A 19283-nucleotide genomic window follows, 5' to 3' on the forward strand; every position below is an offset into this window, starting at 1 on the left:
CATTACAGAACAAAAGAGGTAACTAAGCTATGAACATAATTGAATACGAAACAAAAACAGGTAAGAAACGATATAAATTCAGCCTGTATGCTGGTAAAGATACCAGTACAGGTAGAACACTAATGGTAAGAAAAAAAGGCTTTAAAAGCCTAAAGGAAGCCCGTGAGGAGTATTTAAAATTACAGCTTGCTATTGATAGTGGAGAATACAAGCCAATCAATGAACGCCGATTTAAACTGTCTGAAATAATAGATATGTGGTTGAAAGTGTATCAACCGACAGTAAAAGAAAGCACCTTTGCTACCACGAAACGAATTGTTAATGCTCATGTAGTAAAGGCGCTAGGTAATATTTATATTGATAAGCTAAGTGTAATACAATGTCAGAAAGCTGTAAATAAGTGGTTTAGGGATGCACCTGGAACTTATAAGAAATATATTTTTTATTGTAGTGATGCAATTGATTATGCAATTAAGCTAGAAATAATCAGTAAAAATCCAATGAAAAACATTGTACGTCCTAAAGTTAAGAATGTGCATAAGGAATTTAACAATTTTTACACCAAAGATGAATTGAACAGGTTCTTACAATGCGCTCAAAGCTACAATTTAAAGGCGTTTACGTTGTTTAGGCTATTAGCTTATACTGGTTTACGCCGTGGGGAAGCCTTAGCGCTTAAATGGTCTGATATTGACTTTAATGAGAACGTGGTTAGCGTTAAACGGACACTTACTAAGGGTATAAACAATAAGGTTATTGTACAGACACCGAAAACAAGTAGCAGTTACAGAAAAATAGCCATTGATGATAGTACAGCAAACATACTAAAACAATGGCAACAGGAGCAACGTAAACAGCAGGTGGTTATCAATATTAATGGTGATAGGGTGGTTTTTAATCGTGGATATGAGAACATCCCTTTGAGTGTGGCTGCTTGGTTAACTGGAATAAGGTTATTTGTCAAAAAGCCCATTTGAGAAGAATTACTATTCATGGCTTTAGGCACACCAATGCTTCACTATTGTTTGAAGCAGGTGTTTCTATGAAAGACGTACAAACGAGGTTGGGGCATAAGTCAATTAAAACCACAATGGATATTTACACTCATGTTTCTAAACAGCATCAAAACAAAGCGGTCCAAAAATTAAGTAATTATATGAACGGATAATTAAGTAGTTACCGAATAAAATAGCTAGGTTACAACATTAGGTTACAACATTTCAAAAAGCTTACTAAAAGCATTGTTATATCAAGGCTTACAGCATTTACAATGCTATCCCGGATATCTCAATATAAATGGCTTAACAGCAGGCTTTAAGAAGGTCTTAAAACTGCTTTGTCCATCATATTATTTGAACTAAAAAAGCTAGATGAAATAAATCATCTAGCTTTTTTTATTCTCTTTATCGCTTATTCTCTTATCCTCATCAATATAGTAGGCATAGACGTCTAAGGCTGGCTTTCATCGCACTGATTTTAGCAGTTCACGGCTCGATTTAACTGGAATTGCCTCCCAGCGTGGTAATAGAAAATTTTAGACATGCAAAACAAATGCAAGGCTATTTATCAAGCAATAGATCATTGCTCAGATAGTTAAAGCCAGCTATTTAGGACGATTTTAAATACTGTATATAGATGAACTTAAAGACTGGCAAGTTGCTAACAAAGTTAAATATAGTGCCCCTTGCTATAGCGCTTTGAAACGATATGCCTTATGCCAATTTGCTGATTTTATTGAAACTTGGAAGATTAAATATGATGTAGATAGACCTGAATTAAATATTTACAAATATAAAAAAGCTTAGGTAGTCATAAAAAGTTACTTAAGCTTTTTTATTTATCAAATAATTGTCTATGTGAGCCTGTATCGACTAAATAAAGGATTAGTTCGTTATTTTTGATTTGATAAGTTAATAACCAATCCGGCTCGATATGTAACTCACGAATTCCTTGCCATTTGCCTTTAAGTTCATGGTCATGATACTTGGGACCAATGTTGTTTGTAATGATAGCTTCTACAGTAGCAAATAGTTTGTTAAGATCTTTCCCCTGTTTGACTGCTTGCTTGGCGGATTTTTTGAATTTACGTGATTGCTTAATCTTGTACATATTTACGCAAATCGTCTTCCCAATCTTTAACAGAATCAAATGATTCAATGTTACCTGATTTGATTTCATCCAAAGCTTGGTCTAATTCGCTAGTCACACGTGGCTGAAAGGGTAATTGGCGATCATCAACGGAACGCTTTAAGAACATTGTAATTGCAGAGCTTAAAGTTAAGCCCATATCTTTAAAAACTAAATCCGCTTCATTTTTTAGATCGGTATCAATTTTAACATTCAAGTTAGTTTTTTTACTCGTTTTAATTGACATTGACATTTCCCCTCTTTCTTTTATTCTAGGGATATTATATCCTTGTTTCATTCTTTAATAAAGCATTATAAATAAAAATGGATAAATGCTTGGCCTGATTTTTAAAAATCGGGTCAAAATTGGTGCGGAATCGGAGATGAATCCGTAATTAATGGGTGTTATATTAATATTTTCGGTAGTAGTATTAATAATCATTATGGTAATAATCTTGCTACAATATTCAAAAATTATGGTTTAGTAACTTTGAGAATAGCTAGGCTATAAACTAGCATACATGGAGGATAAAGCAATGAGTAAATGTATGGCTTGGACAATAATATTAATAGGTTCAGTAATAACAATAATTTTAAAAGTATTGATGATGGCAAGGGGATAATCTGTTCCAGCTTATGCAATTAAAGTAGCTTAAATCATAGAAATAAATTTAAGTAATAATTATTACATCGCCCTTAGTCCCAATAGCAAGAGCCTAAGCAAAAAAGGTAAGCAATCGGTGCTTACCTTTTTTTACATCCCAGCTTGAATAATATTCTTATCGGCCATTGACTTACGCAATGAAAGTAGGGCCGTGTAGGTTGATAAAATATAGACTTTCTTAGTTGGTAATTTGGCTAATTGCGCGATGACATCATTATCAGTTTTGCAGGTAGTCATCTGAGCTGGATTAAAGCCAGCAACTTCCAAACGAAAGCTCATATCATGCCAGCGCTGCCCCCCGACGATGACCTTTTTAATTTGAGACTGGTGTAATTCTTCAAATTGCCCATCCCAAATCCATGAAGTATCAATTCCGTCAGCATGATTAGCATTCAGTAGCGTGACTAATGAATAATCTTCTTTTTCTGTATTTAATAAGTGGAGTACTTCATCTAGACCTACTGGGTTTTTAACTAAGATCAAATCAATTTCTTTATCGGCATAGTTAATCAATTCTTGCCGCCCAAAGACACGCTTGTTTTTAGCAAATGCACTGGCGACTTCGTCATCGCTAAGACCAAAATAACGGGCAACGGCATAGGCGGCTAGGGCATTGTAAATATTATAGGTACCGCCAATATTGATACTGTACTCTTTAGTTCCCATTTGAAACTTAAGGTGGTTGGGGCTTTGCTTAATAATTTGGTTAACTGAATAGGTTAACTGCGGACGCTGATAATCGCAATTAAGGCAGAAAAAGTCGCCGAGATTTGCGTAGATTCGATCGTGAAAGTGCAAGATATGGTTGCATTGCGGGCAAAGGACACCGTCTGTGTTAACCGGTGCAATGAGATTATTTTCTGCTTGATCGCTAGGTAAGTTAAAACCATAAAAAATCTTCGGATTAGGTAAATCGACAGCAGAAAAGATACTGGCATCGCCATTGGCAATTACGGTTGCTTTCGGTTCAAGTTTGATGCCGTCTAGAATCTTTTCATAGGTTGTATAAATTTCGCCATAGCGATCCATTTGATCACGAAAAATATTGGTTAGAACAAAGCAACTGGGGTGCAATAATTCAGTCACCAGCTTCACGTTGGCTTCATCAACCTCTAACACGGCAATTTTGCGTGAAGCTGCCTGGTCTCTATGTGCTAAAAAGGCAGTTACAATTCCTTGTTGCATGTTTGAACCAGATGGATTAGTTAAAACATCACCATATTTTTCACGTAAAGATTCAACAATTAACGCCGTTGTCATTGTTTTCCCATTCGTGCCCGTTACAATTACCGTCTCATAATCATTGGCTAAAGTATTTAAAATTTTAGGATCAATTTTCATAGCAATTTTACCTGGAAAACTAGTCCCACCTTTAAGGATATTATGTAAAAACCAGTAACTTAATTTTCCGGTAAATTTAGCAATTCTAGATTTTAATTTCATGTTTATCCCTCGCTTTAAAATCAATATCAACTATAGCATAGGCGACAAACTAAAACGAGTTTTTGGTTATAATTTAACTGCACAGATTTTGATTTTCATCTATACTAGATAAGTTAGGTAAATTTAATTTGAACAAAGGAGCAAAAATGGCACAGTTATTTTTTCAATACGGCGCAATGAATAGTGGTAAAACCATTGAAATTCTCAAAGATGCGCACAATTATGAGGTGCAAGGTCGTAAAATTGCACTTTTGACAAGCGCTCTTGATACTCGTAATGGTGTTGGTAAAATTGTTTCAAGAATTGGTCTTCATCGTGATGCTATACCAATTAGTCACGAGATGAATCTTTTTACTTATATTCAAGAATTAAATGCTCAAGACGAAGCCCAAGGGGATGGACCAATTGCGTGTGTCTTTATTGATGAAGCTCAATTTTTAGAACGACATCACGTTATTGAATGTGCCCGAATTGTTGATGAGCTTAATATTCCGGTGATGACTTTTGGTTTAAAAAATGATTTTCAAAATAATTTATTTGAGGGAACTAAAAATCTTTTACTTTTTGCAGATAAAATTAAGGAAATTAAAACAATTTGCCACTACTGTGGCCATAAAGCTACAATGAACTTGCGTATTCATAATGGAAAGCCGGTTTATGAGGGCGAACAAGTCCAAATTGGCGGGGACGAAAGTTATCACCCAGTTTGTCGTTTTCATTATTTTCACCCCAAAGCAAGAATAGAGAGGGATTAAAACAATATGGATAAAATTATGGCACAGCTTGAAGGTCTGATTGCTCATTATGAAGAGTTACAAGAGATGATGGCCGATCCTGAAGTGATTAATGATACTAAGCGCTATATGGAAATTTCAAAAGAAGAAGCTGATTTGCGTGAAGTAGTCGAAAAATATAAAAAGTTTAAAGCAGATAAGCAAGAAATAGCTGATAATAAGGAAATGATGGCTAGCGAAAGTGACCCTGACTTAATTGAAATGGCCAAGGCAGAAAATACTGAGCTGGAACAAGAAATCGTTGCCTTAGAAGATCAGATTAAGCTGTTAATGCTACCTAAAGATCCCAATGATGATAAGGACATTATCATGGAAATTCGTGGAGCAGCTGGAGGAGACGAAGCGTCACTTTTTGCAGCAGATTTGCTTAGAATGTACGAAAAATATGCCGAACAACAAAATTGGCAAGTTTCAGTAGTTGATAGTGAGCCCACTGAAGTTGGTGGTTATAAGCACATTGCCATTATGATCAATGGTAATAAGGTTTATTCTAAGCTTAAATATGAAAATGGTGCCCACCGCGTTCAACGAATTCCAGTAACTGAATCTCAAGGAAGAGTGCACACTTCTACGGCTACTGTTGCTGTAATGCCGGAATATGAACAAGTTGACTTTGAAATTGACCCTAAGGATTTACGAGTCGATGTTTATCGGTCAAGTGGCGCCGGTGGTCAGCACATCAATAAAACTTCTAGTGCCGTACGGATGACCCACTTACCGACTGGCATTGCTGTTGCAATGCAGGATCAGCGTAGTCAGCAACAGAACCGGGAAAAGGCTCTGCAGATTTTGACTTCACGTGTTTATGATTATTATGAAAGCCAAAATCGTGATCAATATGATGCTAAGCGAAAAGATGCTGTTGGAACTGGTGACCGTTCTGAGCGAATTAGAACCTATAATTACCCGCAAAACCGGGTAACTGATCATCGGATTGGGTTGACAATTAATAAATTGGATCGCGTAATGAATGGCGAAATGGATGAAATTATTGATGCTTTGATTTTATATAATCAGACAAAACAATTAGAGGAGTTGGCCGACCAAAATGGCTAAAATTAATACTTTAAATGATTTAAATACCTGGGCAACCCAAGCAGCTGCCAATCAGCGGCCAGAAGATATTGCCTTTTTATTGGCAGAAAGATTAGGCTTAAGTCCAAGTGAATTTCAACTTAAGCAGGAGCTAGAACTTTCATTAGACCAAGTCCAACAAGCTCAAAAAGATATCAAAAAATTAGCTAGAGGGATTTCACCGCAATATATTTTGGGCTATTCTTGGTTTTTAGGTTATAAAATCATGGTTCAGCGTGGAGTATTGATTCCGCGTTTTGAAACTGAAGAATTAGTGGAATGGGCTTTGCAGAGTTTGCAAGCAAACGATAAGATCCTTGATTTAGGTACAGGTTCTGGTTGTATTACGGTTGCGCTAGCTAAAGAAGCAGCCAAAAAGGGTTTTACTGATCTTAATTTATACGCATCTGATGTTTCAGATGTAGCTTTAAGGACTTCTGAAGAAAATTTCTTAACCTATCAGGTAGATGCAATAGTTCGTAAGGCTAATGTTTTAATTGGCTTAGAAAAATTTGACAAAATTATTTCTAATCCGCCCTACATAAAAGATACCGAGCGCGCAGAAATGGATCAAAATGTTTTACAAAATGAGCCCGAAGAAGCCTTATTTGGTGGTGTAGATGGTCTTAACTTTTATCGCAAATTTGTCCAGCAAGTACGTGAACACTTGAATAGTGGCGGTGAATTTTTCTTAGAGTATGGCTATAACCAAAAAGAGCAACTACAAGACCTATTTGTGCAAGAACTACCAGACTTTACAATTGAATTTAAAAATGATTTAGCAAATAAGCCACGCATGGTGAAGGGAAAGTGGAACAACTAATGGAGACCAAAATATTCTTACACGAAGAAATTGATGCTGCAGCCAAATTACTTTTAGCTGGTGAATTAGTTGCGTTTCCTACGGAAACGGTCTATGGGTTAGGCGCTTTAGCAACTAACGAAAAGGCTGTTAAAAATGTATATGCGGCTAAAGGTCGTCCAAGTGATAATCCCTTGATTGTAACCGTAGCCGATGAAACTATGATGAGTAAGTATGCCAAGGCTGTTCCTAAGAGAGCTAAAAAATTACTTAAAAAGTTTTGGCCAGGTCCGCTTACTATTTTATTAGAAGTTAAACCTGGTTCTTTACCAGAAGCGGTAACTGGTGGATTAAAGACAGTAGCATTTCGTTGCCCTGATAATAAACTGACACATGCGTTAATCACTAAGCTAGGTTATCCAATTGTCGGCCCATCGGCCAATACTTCTACTAAACCTAGTCCAACTACCGCGCAGCATGTTTTTCACGATCTTAACGGAAAAATTGCCGGTATTATCGATGGTGGTCCCACCAAGGTAGGGCTTGAATCAACTATTATTGACTTATCTGTGGCAACTCCTATAGTTTTGCGCCCAGGTGCAATTACGCCTGAGGAATTGGGGACCGTCTTACAGGAAAAGGTTTTAATTAATAGTGGCAAAGTTAGTGAAAAAGATGTCCCTAAAGCTCCTGGCATGAAGTATCGCCATTATGCTCCTAGTGCGCCAGTAATTATTGTTGATAATTTAGCTGATTTTAAAGCAATTACTTATGACAAGCAAACAGCAGTAATGGCGTTAAATCCGGTTTTAGCTGAAATTGATTTACCGCAAGTAAATAAGTTTAATTTGGGTGATAATCTAAGTGATGCTGATCATAATTTGTTTGCGGGCTTGCGTTATTTTGATGATCAACCAAAAATCAAACAGATTTATGTTCAAGGTTTTAATGGTAGTCAAGCGACCATGGCTTACATGAATAGATTAGAAAAAGCTGCTGCTGGTCATCATTATCGGGTAAAATAAAAAATATTTAGAAAAAAGCTTTAAAGCGTTTGTTTTTTTGATTAAAATAGCAATGGATTTAGAGTAATTACGTATAGGAGGAAAATATGGGCAAGTTTACAGTTTTAGATCATCCGTTAATTCAACACAAGTTGACGATTATCAGGCGTAAGGAAACAAGTTCAAACGAATTTAGACGCATTGTTGGTGAAATTGGTGGCCTTATGACCTATGAAATCACCCGCGACTTACCTTTGAAAGATGTCGAAATTGAAACCCCAATGGGTAAGACAACGCAAAAGGAAATCGCCGGGAAAAAATTAACTATCGTACCAATTTTGCGTGCTGGAATTGGGATGCTTAACGGTGTCTTAGATATGATTCCGTCAGCTAAAGTAGGTGTCATTGGGATGTTTCGCGATGAAGAAACCTTAGAACCCCATGAATACTTTTGCAAACTGCCTAATGATGTTGCAGAACGCGAGTGTTTAGTAGTGGATCCTATGCTAGCAACTGGGGGTTCGGCCAATATGGCAATTGCAGCCTTGAAAAAACGCGGCGTTAAGGATATTAAACTAGCGGTGTTAGTTGCTGCACCTGATGGTGTCAAAGCTGTTCAAGCTGAACATCCAGATGTAGACATTTATGCCGCCGCCGAGGATGATGATTTATTGGATAATGGCTACATTTTCCCTGGTTTAGGAGATGCGGGCGATCGATTATTTGGCACTAAGTAGAAGTTTTAAACAAATATTTATGGAATTCGCTTACATATTTACACAAATTTATTGAAAGTGTTAATATTGTATTAGTGTTCGATAAACTGGACACCAGAAGGGAGGTCACGAAGTAATGGAGCAACCATTTGTATTTAACTTCTTGGGTTTAAACTTTGATCTTGCAGGGATGATTGGCTCAACATTGATGGCAGCCGTAATCCTATTTGTTTGTATCTGGCTTTCACGCAAGGTTGAAATGAAACCAAATAAAAAGCAGAATGTTCTTGAATATTTACTTGACTTTACTGATAACATTGTCAAGGATAACGTTAGCGATGTTGATGCCCAAAAGCATTTATCGCTTTACGCTTTTGTTTTGTTTCTCTTTATCTGGTTTATGAACCAATTGGGTTTGTTTATGGAAATAAAAGTTGGTGATTTCATGTTTGTAAAATCGCCAACTGCAGATCCCGTAACGACAATGTCATTTGCAATGATGACCTTGCTTTTATCATTTACTTTTGGAATACAAAAATTTGGTACTGGTGGCTACTGGCGTAATTATGCCGAACCAGTTAGTTTCTTATTTCCAATCAATATGATTGAAGAAGTAACTAACTTCTTAACGCTATCGTTACGTTTGTATGGTAATATTTATGCAGGTGAAGTTTTATTAACATTGATTGGTAATCGTCTAGCACCGAGCTTTGGGATTACTACGATGGTTTTATCAGCTCCACTCGCCATGATTTGGCAAGGTTTCTCTGTCTTCATTGGCTCTATTCAGGCATATGTTTTTGTAACGCTATCGATGGTTTACGTTGGTAAAAAGGTTACAAAAGAATAATTTTTTGGAGGTTTAAATATGTCACAAGCTTTTAAATATATTTCTGCAGCACTTGCAGCTGGTATTGCTGCCTTAGCTGCTTCTTGGGGTAACGGTAAGGTTATTACTAAAACCATTGAAAGTATGGCTCGTCAACCTGAAAGTGCCGGCAATTTGAGATCAACTATGTTTATCGGTGTTGGTTTGATTGAAGCCGTTCCTATTTTAGCGATTGTTGTTGCCTTTTTAATTCTTTTCCTTTAATTTTTTTATTTGAAAGAATTTAGGCTAAAAAAGATAAGAAGGGCAGTAAATGACATTTCAAACTTTATTTGCAGCCTCAGCGAATCATATATATATCGGCAATACGCTATGGTATTTAATTGTATTCGTAATTTTGCTTCTCTTGGTAAAACACTATGCTTGGGGACCAGTTTCCGACATGATGGAAAAAAGACGGCAAAAAGTGATCAATGATTTGGATGCGGCTGCTGACAATCGTAAAAAAGCTGAAGTATTGGCTAATGAGCGCGAAGCTGCCTTGAAAAATTCAAGACAAGAGGCAACACAAATTATTTCTGAAGCAAAAGTAAGTGCTCAGAAAACGAGTAGCCAGATTGTAGCTGATGCTAACAAAAATGCCACTTCAATTCATGAAAAGGCAAAAGCTGACGCTGCTCAAGCAAAAGCCGACGCTTTAGATGAAGCGCGTTCACAAGTTGCTGATCTTTCAGTTGCAATTGCAGAAAAAGTAATTGCCAAAAATTTATCAGCGACTGATCAAAAAGATCTAGTCGATCAGTTTATTAAGGGGCTGAATAAATAATGGCCTTAAGTAAAGAAGAGATTGCTGCACGATATGGTACTGCACTGTTTGATTATGCGCAGGACATGCATGCTGAGGATACTGTTCACGAGGATTTAGTAGAACTGCTAAAAGCTATTTCTACTTATCCGCAAATCTTAAAAGTTTTTAGTGATCCAATTTTTAATAGCGATGAAAAAAGGGCTTCTCTTGCGATAATTACCAAAGGCTTATCTCAAGAGGTGCAGACTTTTTTGAAATTATTGTTGGAATATAACCATTTTTTAGAGTTACCTGATATTATCATGTACTATGATGATTTGTACAATAAGGATAAGCAGGTGACTAGGGGACTTGCAATTACTGCGGTCAAATTGACTAGACAACAACTTAAGCAGTTGGGTGATAGTTATGCCCAGAAATATGGTTTTAGTAATGTTGAACTTGAAAATCAAGTTGATGAAAGCATTATTGGCGGCGTAATTTTAAAAGTTGGCGATTATGTGATTGATGGTTCAGTTAAAAATAAGCTTAAAAAGATTCGTGCGCAGTTAATTAACAAAGATTAAAAAGAGGTGAAACCATTGAGCATTAAAGCAGAAGAGATTAGCTCTTTGATCAAGCAACAGCTTGAACACTATGATGACAAACTCGACGTTAATGAAGTCGGTGTTGTAACATACATAGGTGATGGTATCGCCCGTGCTCACGGATTAAACAATGTTCTAGCGAATGAACTATTAGAATTTGATAATGGTTCATATGGTATTGCTCAAAACCTTGAATCAAATGATGTTGGTATCATTATTTTGGGTAATTTTGATGATATTCGTGAAGGCGACCAAGTTAAGCGAACTGGGCAAATTATGCGTGTACCAGTTGGCGATGAATTAATTGGTCGCGTAGTTAACCCTTTGGGTCAACCAGTTGATGGGCTAGGCGATATTAAAACGACTAAAACTCGACCAATTGAGGATTCAGCACCAGGTGTTATGGAGCGCCAGTCTGTTAATCAGCCGTTACAAACCGGAATCAAAGCGATTGACGCCTTGGTGCCAATCGGTCGGGGTCAGCGTGAGTTGATTATTGGTGACCGTAAAACTGGTAAAACTAGTTTGGCTGTTGATGCAATTTTGAATCAAAAAGGTCAAGATGTAATTTGTATTTATGTCTTTATTGGTCAAAAAGAATCAACAGTTAGAACTCAGGTTGAAACATTAAAACGTTTTGGCGCAATGGATTATACGATTGTGGTTGAAGCGGGACCAAGTGAACCAGCACCAATGCTCTATATTGCACCTTATGCTGGTACTGCGATGGGTGAAGAGTTTATGTATAATGGTAAGGATGTTTTGGTAGTCTTTGATGACTTATCTAAGCAGGCTGTGGCTTACCGTGAACTTTCTTTATTACTTCGTCGTCCGCCTGGTCGTGAAGCATATCCTGGTGATGTTTTCTATCTTCATTCACGTTTATTAGAGCGTAGTGCTAAATTAAGTGATAAACTTGGTGGCGGTTCAATGACTGCGTTACCATTTATTCAAACGGAAGCTGGAGACATTTCCGCATATATTCCAACTAATGTAATTTCAATTACTGATGGACAAATTTTCTTGCAAAGTGATTTGTTCTTTGCAGGAACTAGACCAGCGATTGATGCGGGTAATTCTGTTTCCCGTGTTGGTGGTAGTGCGCAGATTAAAGCCATGAAAAAAGTTGCAGGTACTTTGCGCACAGATTTAGCTGCTTTTCATGAATTAGAAAGTTTTGCTCAATTTGGTAGTGACTTAGATCAAGCAACGCAAGCTAAACTTAATCGTGGTCGGCGAATTGTCGAGGTTCTAAAACAGCCTTTACATGATCCAATTCCAGTTGAAAAACAAGTTATCATTTTGTACGCTTTGACTCACGGTTATATTGATGCAATTCCAGTTGAAGATATCGCTCGTTTTGAGAAGGAATTATACGATAACTTCGACAGTAGTCATGCGGATTTACTAGAACACATCCGTCAAACTGGTGAGTTACCGGATGAAAATGAATTAAAAGATGCAATTGCAAAATTTGCTGATAGTTTTTCACCAAGTAGCAAATAGGAGGTAGCTTATGCCTGCATCTTTACTTGAGTTGAAGAAAAAGATTGCTTCAGTTAAGCAAACTGGTAAAATTACCGAAGCGATGCGGATGGTTTCGGCATCAAAATTAAATCAAACTGAAAAGCGAGACGAAGGTTATACAGTATATAACAATCATATTAGGCAAACTTTATCTCGTTTGATGAGTGCAGAGGTTATTAACCATTTGCATAAAGAAAATTTAGTTGTTGATGAAGATAGCATTAGTAAAATTGATTATGAAAATGTTTTTGGCTTAGGTATTGTTTCAAACCTAGTGCAGTCGCGCAAAGAAATTAAATCAACCGGATATTTAGTTATTACTGGTGATCGCGGACTAGTCGGTTCATATAATAGTGCTGTCATTAAAAATATGATGGGTTTAGTGCAAGATGCTAAAGCTGAACATAAGGATATTAAAATTTTGGCAATTGGTTCCGTCGGTGCAGAATTTTTTAAGAAAAACAACTTAAATGTTGTATATGAAAATAATGCAATTTCGGATGTGCCAACTTTTGAAGAAATTTTACCGATTGTTTCAACTGCAATAAAAATGTATTTAAATGGCGTATATGATGAATTGTACGTGTGTTATACGCACCATGTTAATACTTTATCATCAGCGTTTAGAGTTGAAAAAATGATGCCAATCAATAATCTTGATATTGGTGTTAAAGAAGCTGAAGCACATAAGAATTTAGAATATGACATCGAACCTGATGTAAACACTGTTTTAACTACTTTAATTCCACAATTTATTCGTTCTGGAATTTATGGCGCGATTTTGGATGCCAAGACTGCTGAACATGCAAGTTCCATGACCGCCATGCAAAGTGCAACGGACAATGTTGATGAATTAGTTTCGAGTTTAACTACTAAATTAAATCGTGCAAGACAAGCAGAAATTACTACTGAAATTACCGAAATTGTCAGTGGTGCTAATGCTTTGAAATAATATGAGAAAAGGAGGTAGATGTTTTGAGTGAAGGTGAAGTTGTTCAAGTAATCGGCCCAGTGGTCGATGTTAAATTTCCACTTGATAAAAACCTACCTGATATTGACAATGCTTTGCGCGTAATTAAATCTGAGGATGAGACAATTATCCTTGAAGTTACGCTAGAGCTTGGTGATGGTGTCCTAAGAACTATTGCAATGGAATCCACTAATGGATTAATGCGTGGAATGAAGGTTGAAGATACTGGTAAACCTATTTCCGTGCCTGTTGGTAATGATACATTGGGTCGCGTTTTCAATGTTTTAGGGCAACCAATCGATGATGGTCCTAAATTTGATAAAGATCACGCCCGCGAAAGTATCCATAAAAATGCACCAAAATATGATGAACTAACCACTAGTCAAGAAATACTTGAAACTGGTATTAAAGTTATTGACTTGCTCGAGCCATATGTTCGAGGAGGTAAGGTCGGTCTGTTTGGTGGGGCTGGTGTTGGTAAGACAACCATTATTCAAGAATTAATTCATAACATTGCTCAAGAACATGGTGGTATTTCTGTTTTCACTGGTGTTGGAGAAAGAACTCGTGAAGGTAATGACCTTTACTTTGAAATGAAAGCATCTGGTGTTTTAAGTAAGACGGCAATGGTCTTTGGGCAAATGAATGAGCCGCCTGGTGCCAGAATGCGGGTGGCTTTAACTGGCTTGACTTTAGCTGAGTATTTCCGTGATGTTGAGGGACAAGATGTTTTGCTGTTCATTGATAACATCTTTAGGTTTACCCAAGCAGGTTCTGAAGTTTCTGCTTTGCTTGGTAGAATGCCGAGTGCCGTTGGTTATCAGCCAACTTTAGCCACAGAAATGGGCCAATTGCAAGAAAGAATCACTTCAACCAAGAAGGGTTCAATTACTTCAATTCAAGCCGTTTATGTGCCAGCTGATGACTATACTGATCCTGCCCCAGCTACTACTTTTGCCCATCTAGATGCTACAACTAACTTGGAGCGTAGCTTGGTTGAACAAGGTATTTATCCAGCGGTTGATCCTTTGGAGTCAACTTCAAGTGCCTTGGATCCAGAAGTTGTCGGTGCTGATCACTATGAAACTGCTACACGTGTGCAACATATTTTGCAAAGATACCATGAATTACAGGATATTATTTCTGTGTTAGGTATGGATGAATTATCAGATGAGGAAAAGGTAATCGTTAGTCGTGCCAGAAAGATTCAATTTTTCTTATCTCAAAACTTCTTTGTAGCAGAGCAGTTTACTGGTGTTCCGGGTTCTTATGTGCCAATTAAGGAAACAATCAAGGGCTTTAAAATGATTCTGGATGGTCATTTGGATGATTTACCAGAAGATGCTTTTCGTAGTGTTGGCCCAATCGAAGATGTTTTGAAAAAAGCACAAAAGATGGGCGTAACAGCTAGTGATCCAGAAGCTAAAGCATTGTTAGAAAAGTAGGGTGATGTCCAATGGCAGATCCAGAAAAACTTTTTATCGTTAATGTTGTAACTCCTGATGGTTTGATTTTTTCACATCATTGTAGCCTTGTTGAAATGCGCGCAATTGATGGTCAACGTTCAATTATGTATAATCACTTACCGATTTTGACCCCATTAACAATTGGTGAAATTAGAGTCAAACGTGGTCGTGAGATGAATGAAACAGTAAATCATATCGCTATCAGTGGTGGTTACTTTGAATTTTCTAATAATGTTGCCACAATTATTGCAGATAGTGCAGAACGTTCGACTAAAATTAATCTTTCGCGAGCAGAAGCTGCAAAGAAACGTGCCCAAAGCGAATTGGAAAAAGCTAAAACTACGCATGATCAACGTTCCCTTGAACGCGCACAAGTTGCATTAAGAAGAGCCGTTAATAGAATTAGTGTTTATAATTCAGATAATTAAGATAGTTTTAAACGGATGCACAAAGGTGTGTCCGTTTTTATTTAGCTAAAGTAAAGTGAGAAATAAAATGTTCCAACTCGGCGTTCATGCCTTAGTTAGTATTGTAATTTATTTAATTACAATTGCTTTATCTTTTCAAATCATGAAAAGTGTACAAATTGAAAAAATTATTCGGAAAAATAAAGTTTTTGAGGCCCAACTTTTATTGGTTTTTGCGGCAATTGCAATGGGTTTTTTAGTAGGTAATTTTCTAATTACCTTAATTGATACTTCCTTACAGTTAAGTAATTTCTTTTAAAACTTGCTTAAGTAAACGAAGTCAACAGCAAACTTATTATCTTTATGGTAAAATATACAATGAATATTTATGGAGGATTATTGTGGCACGAGATATAGGAATTGATTTAGGGACAGCGAATGTGCTGATTAACGTCTCAGGCAAAGGAATCGTTTTAAATGAGCCATCAGTCGTTGCTGTCAATACAAGTACAAATAAAGTTGTAGCGGTTGGTACTGAAGCATATAAAATGGTTGGTCGTACACCTGGTAATATACGAGTTATTCGTCCCTTAAAAAATGGTGTGATTGCTGATTTTGACATAACTGAAGCAATGCTTTCTTATTTTATTGAAAAGTTAAATGTTAAGGGCTTTATGTCTAAGCCAAATATACTAGTTTGTGCCCCAACTGGTGTGACCTCAATTGAGCAAAAGGCAATTATTCAAGCTGCAGAAAAATCTGGTGGTGGTAAAGTATATTTAGACTTTGAACCCAAAGTAGCTGCTGTTGGTGCTGGGCTTGATATTTTTAAGCCACAAGGTAATATCGTAATTGATATTGGTGGTGGGACAACTGATATTGCAGTTTTATCCATGGGTGAAATTGTTACCAGTCAATCATTGCGTTATGCGGGTGACCATATGAATCAGGCCGTTGTTGCTTATATCAAGAATAAGCATAACTTGTTAATTGGTTCACGAACGGCTGAACAAATTAAGATTGAAATTGGTAGCGCTTTTGAACCTGATGAAGATGAGACCATTACAGTGCGCGGTCGCGATATGGTTGATGGTTTGCCAAAGCAAGTTACAGTTTCTGCAACTGAAATTCAAGAAGCTTTATCTGACGGGTTAATGACGATTGTTGCGGCAACAAAAGAAGTTTTAGAAAATACTCCGCCAGAGTTGTCAGCTGATGTTATTGATCGCGGCATTATGTTAACTGGAGGAGGCGCCTTATTAAAGAATCTTGACAAATTAATTTCTTATTACCTGAAAGTCCCAGTTTTAACAGCAGATCATCCTCTAGAAGCGGTCGCTTTAGGTACAGGTATTTTACTTAAAAATATTGAAAAGCATCAACGATAATAATTTAGTAGGAGGCTGGTTTGCGTAAACTTTTAATTTTTTTAGTAAGATTTTATCAAAGGATTATCTCTCCAGCATTGCCTCAAAGTTGTCGCTATTATCCGACTTGTTCAACTTATATGATTGATGCTTTAACTAAATTTGGTTTAATTAAAGGCTTGATTATGGGTACTTGTCGCATATTACGTTGTAACCCATTTGTGCGTGGTGGGGTCGATCCAGTTGCGGATAAATTTACTATTTTTCGTAATCCTCACCCAGAAAAGTATGAAGATGAAATTATTGCTAAAAAGTTTCATCCTTCTGTAAAGTAGGAGTTATTATGTCAAGAAAACCCGAAAATATTAATGTAGAGATTAATGAAGTCAAGAATAGGGAAAATCCGACTTGGGAAGTGGTTATCCCCCATAAAAAAACGATCGGTCTAATTGAAAAATTATCTGGTCGCTACCGAGCAACTTCAACTAAGAATAGTAGCATTTTATATGCTAAGAGTTTAGAGAGTAGTATCAATGACTTGCTTTCATACTATGTCTTACATGAAAAATAATAGGCAGTGATAATTAAATGGTAAAAGTTGAAAATAAAACAAACTTATTTAATCGAATTGCATGGAATATTGTCATCCCTGTTTTATTGCTAGCGGCAGTTGGTTTATATTCAATTTATTTTGCCGCCATTGATGATCCGAGTCATATGGGTAGTCCGGTAAAGGCCGTTTTAATGCAAGGACTGTGGTATATCATTTCGGTAGTAATTGTTTTATTCGTAATTCAATTTGATGCCGATCAGTTATTCCGCATTGCGCCTTATGTCTATGGCTTTGGGATTGTTCTTTTGATTGCAGTTTTATTCTTTTATAATCGGAGTATTGCCGCTGATGCAGGAGCGAAAAGTTGGTTTAAATTGGGTCCAATTTCCTTTCAACCCTCTGAAGTCATGAAACCGGCTTTCATCTTAATGTTGTCTCGAGTAGTTCATCAGCACAACCAGAAATTCGAACATACGATTAGAAATGATTGGAACTTAATTGGCAAAATTATTGCTTGGTTGATTCCTATTGCAATTCTATTAAAACTACAGAATGATTTTGGGACCATGCTAGTTTTTGTTGCAATTACTGGTGGGGTAATTTTAGTTTCTGGTATTTCTTGGAAAATTATTACCCCGATGTTTATTGCTGTCGCAATTCTCGGAATAACCGTTATTATCATGGTTACTACACCACAAGGTCAAGTTCTCTTAAGTCATTTTTTCCAACCATATCAGTTTAAGCGCATTATGTCCTGGCTTAACCCCTCATCTGACACTTCCAAAGCTGCCTATCAGTTGTGGTTAAGTATGCAAGCAATTGGCTCTGGTCAAATATTTGGTAATGGCTTTGGCAAATTAAGTGTTTATGTTCCAGTTCGTGGCTCAGATATGGTCTATTCCGTAATTGGCGAGTCGTTTGGCTTTGTCGGTAGTGTAGCAGTTATTTTGTTATATTTATATTTGATTGTCCAGATGGTTCGAATTACCTTTGATACTAAGAATGCTTTTTATTCTTATGTTTCAACCGGTGTAATTATGATGATTTTGTTTCATGTATTCGAAAATATTGGCATGAGTATTGATTTGTTACCGTTAACAGGGATTCCGCTACCCTTTATTTCACAAGGTGGTTCAGCCCTAATTGGTAATATGGTCGGCGTTGGCATGATCCTATCGATGAAATTCCATAATAAAGATTACATGTTTAGTAAAGCCGGCGACTTTTAGAATTTAATTTTAATAATAAAAAAAGCATTTCAAGCTTGAAATGCTTTTTTTATTATCTAAATTCTTGTTGGCTTAGTTGAACGACAAACTAATACGTCACAAGGGGCAGTTCTAGTTACATAATCGGTCACACTACCAATTAACATGCGCTCGACTGCATTTAAACCAGTTGAACCAAGAATAATTAGATCAATCCGGTGCTCTTTAGGGAATTGCTGGGCAATAATTGCTTTGGGAGAACCAAATTCAATGGAAAAATGAACTTCCTTGATTCCCGCATTTTGCGCTACTTCATAATACTTTTCCAATTTTTCTTTTGCATCGTTAGCAACTTGTTCGACCATATCAGAGTCAAAACTTGAAACATTTTGAAATGACTTTGTATCAATGACATGGAGAATTTCTAAAGTGGCATTATTACGCTGAGCCACTTCAATTGCTTTCTGAAAAGCTAATTCTGCTTCCTTGGAGCCATCAACAGCAACTTGTATTTGATGATATTGTTTCATAATTAATACCTCGCTTGCTTTTTATTCTACCAAATTTTTACCTGAATTATTCGTTCTTTTGATTAATCAGGAGGGTAAAAATTAAAATAGTAAAACAACTTAGAAAAATTGTAATTAAATTATAGTATTTGTTGGTAAATAGTAATAGTAAGATGAAACCGAGTATGCTTTCAAGACAAAGCAGAATAGCGGTGTAGGTCATGATTGCTTGAAAGTTAGTATTGGTTCGATTATTGAATATTAAAAAGTGATCCTTGCGTTTTTGCCACAGATAATAAGCAGTTAGCAAAAGCAAGCAGAGGTAAGCTAAAACGACAATTTTTAAAATCATAAAAATCTCCATTAAAAAAGCGGTCCTCGTGACCGCTTCTATTATTTTCTAAAAAATCTAAGTTGAATTAACAGTG

General features: G+C 36.6%; 24 protein-coding genes. 20 read left to right on the top strand and 4 right to left on the bottom strand.

Annotated features, from left to right (window positions below; translation table 11 throughout):
• The first annotated feature begins 29 nt into the window (after positions 1-29).
• Together F5ESL0225_RS02930 and F5ESL0225_RS08495 are read left to right on the top strand one after the other, a co-directional pair.
• Entirely contained in the window at positions 30-977 is a 948-nt protein-coding gene (locus tag F5ESL0225_RS02930) for a site-specific integrase (RefSeq protein ID WP_255409649.1), read from the top strand.
• Complete coding sequence (locus F5ESL0225_RS08495; RefSeq protein ID WP_255409650.1) at positions 974-1168, top strand: tyrosine-type recombinase/integrase; 195 nt, start codon at positions 974-976, stop codon at positions 1166-1168. Before F5ESL0225_RS02930 ends, F5ESL0225_RS08495 begins: the two co-directional genes overlap by 4 nt.
• Positions 1169-1833: 665 nt before the next feature.
• Here the strand turns inward: F5ESL0225_RS08495 and F5ESL0225_RS02935 are convergent.
• The 3 genes from F5ESL0225_RS02935 to F5ESL0225_RS02945 form a co-directional block, all read right to left on the bottom strand.
• A complete protein-coding gene (locus F5ESL0225_RS02935) occupies positions 1834-2109 on the bottom strand; it encodes a type II toxin-antitoxin system YafQ family toxin (protein ID WP_122047825.1) in 276 nt (91 codons plus the stop codon).
• Entirely contained in the window at positions 2096-2374 is a 279-nt protein-coding gene (locus F5ESL0225_RS02940; RefSeq protein ID WP_158592380.1) for a type II toxin-antitoxin system RelB/DinJ family antitoxin, read from the bottom strand. Before F5ESL0225_RS02940 ends, F5ESL0225_RS02935 begins: the two co-directional genes overlap by 14 nt.
• A gap of 507 nt (positions 2375-2881) precedes the next feature.
• Positions 2882-4234, bottom strand: a complete 1353-nt coding sequence (locus F5ESL0225_RS02945) for a Mur ligase family protein (protein WP_122021540.1) — start codon at positions 4232-4234, stop codon at positions 2882-2884.
• Positions 4235-4380: 146 nt separating this feature from the next.
• Between F5ESL0225_RS02945 and F5ESL0225_RS02950 the strand changes: the two genes are divergently transcribed.
• The 18 genes from F5ESL0225_RS02950 (at position 4381) to F5ESL0225_RS03035 (ending at position 18367) form a co-directional block, all read left to right on the top strand.
• A complete protein-coding gene (locus F5ESL0225_RS02950; RefSeq protein WP_122021541.1) occupies positions 4381-4989 on the top strand; it encodes a thymidine kinase in 609 nt (202 codons plus the stop codon).
• 6 nt (positions 4990-4995) lie between these two features.
• On the top strand, positions 4996-6084 hold the full coding sequence (gene prfA, locus F5ESL0225_RS02955; RefSeq protein WP_122047826.1) for a peptide chain release factor 1: 1089 nt from the start codon (positions 4996-4998) through the stop codon (positions 6082-6084).
• A complete protein-coding gene (prmC, locus tag F5ESL0225_RS02960) occupies positions 6077-6925 on the top strand; it encodes a peptide chain release factor N(5)-glutamine methyltransferase (protein WP_122047827.1) in 849 nt (282 codons plus the stop codon). Before prfA ends, prmC begins: the two co-directional genes overlap by 8 nt.
• Positions 6925-7929 carry an L-threonylcarbamoyladenylate synthase gene (locus tag F5ESL0225_RS02965; protein WP_122047828.1) on the top strand — a complete coding sequence of 335 codons (1005 nt, stop codon included), beginning with the start codon at positions 6925-6927 and terminating at the stop codon, positions 7927-7929. Before prmC ends, F5ESL0225_RS02965 begins: the two co-directional genes overlap by 1 nt.
• A gap of 86 nt (positions 7930-8015) precedes the next feature.
• Complete coding sequence (upp, locus tag F5ESL0225_RS02970; RefSeq protein WP_122024589.1) at positions 8016-8645, top strand: uracil phosphoribosyltransferase; 630 nt, start codon at positions 8016-8018, stop codon at positions 8643-8645.
• Between the two features lie 115 nt (positions 8646-8760).
• Positions 8761-9474, top strand: coding sequence for a F0F1 ATP synthase subunit A (gene atpB / locus F5ESL0225_RS02975; protein ID WP_122021546.1), 714 nt, complete (start codon positions 8761-8763; stop codon positions 9472-9474).
• 18 nt (positions 9475-9492) lie between these two features.
• A complete protein-coding gene (gene atpE / locus F5ESL0225_RS02980) occupies positions 9493-9717 on the top strand; it encodes a F0F1 ATP synthase subunit C (RefSeq protein WP_122021547.1) in 225 nt (74 codons plus the stop codon).
• A gap of 49 nt (positions 9718-9766) precedes the next feature.
• Positions 9767-10279, top strand: coding sequence for a F0F1 ATP synthase subunit B (gene atpF / locus F5ESL0225_RS02985; RefSeq protein WP_118896830.1), 513 nt, complete (start codon positions 9767-9769; stop codon positions 10277-10279).
• The gene (gene atpH, locus F5ESL0225_RS02990) at positions 10279-10827 is read left to right on the top strand and encodes an ATP synthase F1 subunit delta (RefSeq protein ID WP_122021548.1); all 549 of its coding nucleotides are present in this window, start codon (positions 10279-10281) and stop codon (positions 10825-10827) included. The genes atpF and atpH overlap by 1 nt, the downstream gene beginning before the upstream one ends.
• Before the next feature lie 15 nt (positions 10828-10842).
• The gene (atpA, locus tag F5ESL0225_RS02995) at positions 10843-12354 is read left to right on the top strand and encodes a F0F1 ATP synthase subunit alpha (RefSeq protein ID WP_122021549.1); all 1512 of its coding nucleotides are present in this window, start codon (positions 10843-10845) and stop codon (positions 12352-12354) included.
• A gap of 10 nt (positions 12355-12364) precedes the next feature.
• Positions 12365-13327 carry a F0F1 ATP synthase subunit gamma gene (locus F5ESL0225_RS03000; RefSeq protein WP_122021550.1) on the top strand — a complete coding sequence of 321 codons (963 nt, stop codon included), beginning with the start codon at positions 12365-12367 and terminating at the stop codon, positions 13325-13327.
• Between the two features lie 23 nt (positions 13328-13350).
• A complete protein-coding gene (gene atpD, locus F5ESL0225_RS03005) occupies positions 13351-14790 on the top strand; it encodes a F0F1 ATP synthase subunit beta (RefSeq protein WP_090093228.1) in 1440 nt (479 codons plus the stop codon).
• 11 nt (positions 14791-14801) lie between these two features.
• Positions 14802-15239 carry a F0F1 ATP synthase subunit epsilon gene (locus F5ESL0225_RS03010; protein WP_122021552.1) on the top strand — a complete coding sequence of 146 codons (438 nt, stop codon included), beginning with the start codon at positions 14802-14804 and terminating at the stop codon, positions 15237-15239.
• A gap of 67 nt (positions 15240-15306) precedes the next feature.
• Positions 15307-15537 (top strand): DUF1146 family protein, encoded by a 231-nt coding sequence (locus tag F5ESL0225_RS03015; protein WP_122021553.1) that lies wholly within the window; start codon positions 15307-15309, stop codon positions 15535-15537.
• 82 nt (positions 15538-15619) lie between these two features.
• Entirely contained in the window at positions 15620-16606 is a 987-nt protein-coding gene (locus F5ESL0225_RS03020; RefSeq protein WP_090093233.1) for a rod shape-determining protein, read from the top strand.
• A gap of 20 nt (positions 16607-16626) precedes the next feature.
• A complete protein-coding gene (yidD, locus tag F5ESL0225_RS03025; RefSeq protein ID WP_122021554.1) occupies positions 16627-16920 on the top strand; it encodes a membrane protein insertion efficiency factor YidD in 294 nt (97 codons plus the stop codon).
• Positions 16921-16928: 8 nt separating this feature from the next.
• Entirely contained in the window at positions 16929-17156 is a 228-nt protein-coding gene (locus F5ESL0225_RS03030) for a DUF2969 domain-containing protein (RefSeq protein WP_090093237.1), read from the top strand.
• Positions 17157-17173: 17 nt separating this feature from the next.
• Positions 17174-18367: an FtsW/RodA/SpoVE family cell cycle protein gene (locus F5ESL0225_RS03035; RefSeq protein ID WP_122047829.1), complete on the top strand. Its 1194-nt coding sequence runs from the start codon at positions 17174-17176 to the stop codon at positions 18365-18367.
• 56 nt (positions 18368-18423) lie between these two features.
• Here F5ESL0225_RS03035 and F5ESL0225_RS03040 read toward each other — a convergent pair whose 3' ends face one another.
• Entirely contained in the window at positions 18424-18876 is a 453-nt protein-coding gene (locus F5ESL0225_RS03040; RefSeq protein ID WP_122024592.1) for a universal stress protein, read from the bottom strand.
• Between the last annotated feature and the right edge of the window lie 407 nt (positions 18877-19283).

The sequence above is a fragment of the Lactobacillus sp. ESL0225 genome (assembly GCF_003692905.1).
GTDB classification, from domain to species: domain Bacteria; phylum Bacillota; class Bacilli; order Lactobacillales; family Lactobacillaceae; genus Lactobacillus; species Lactobacillus bombicola.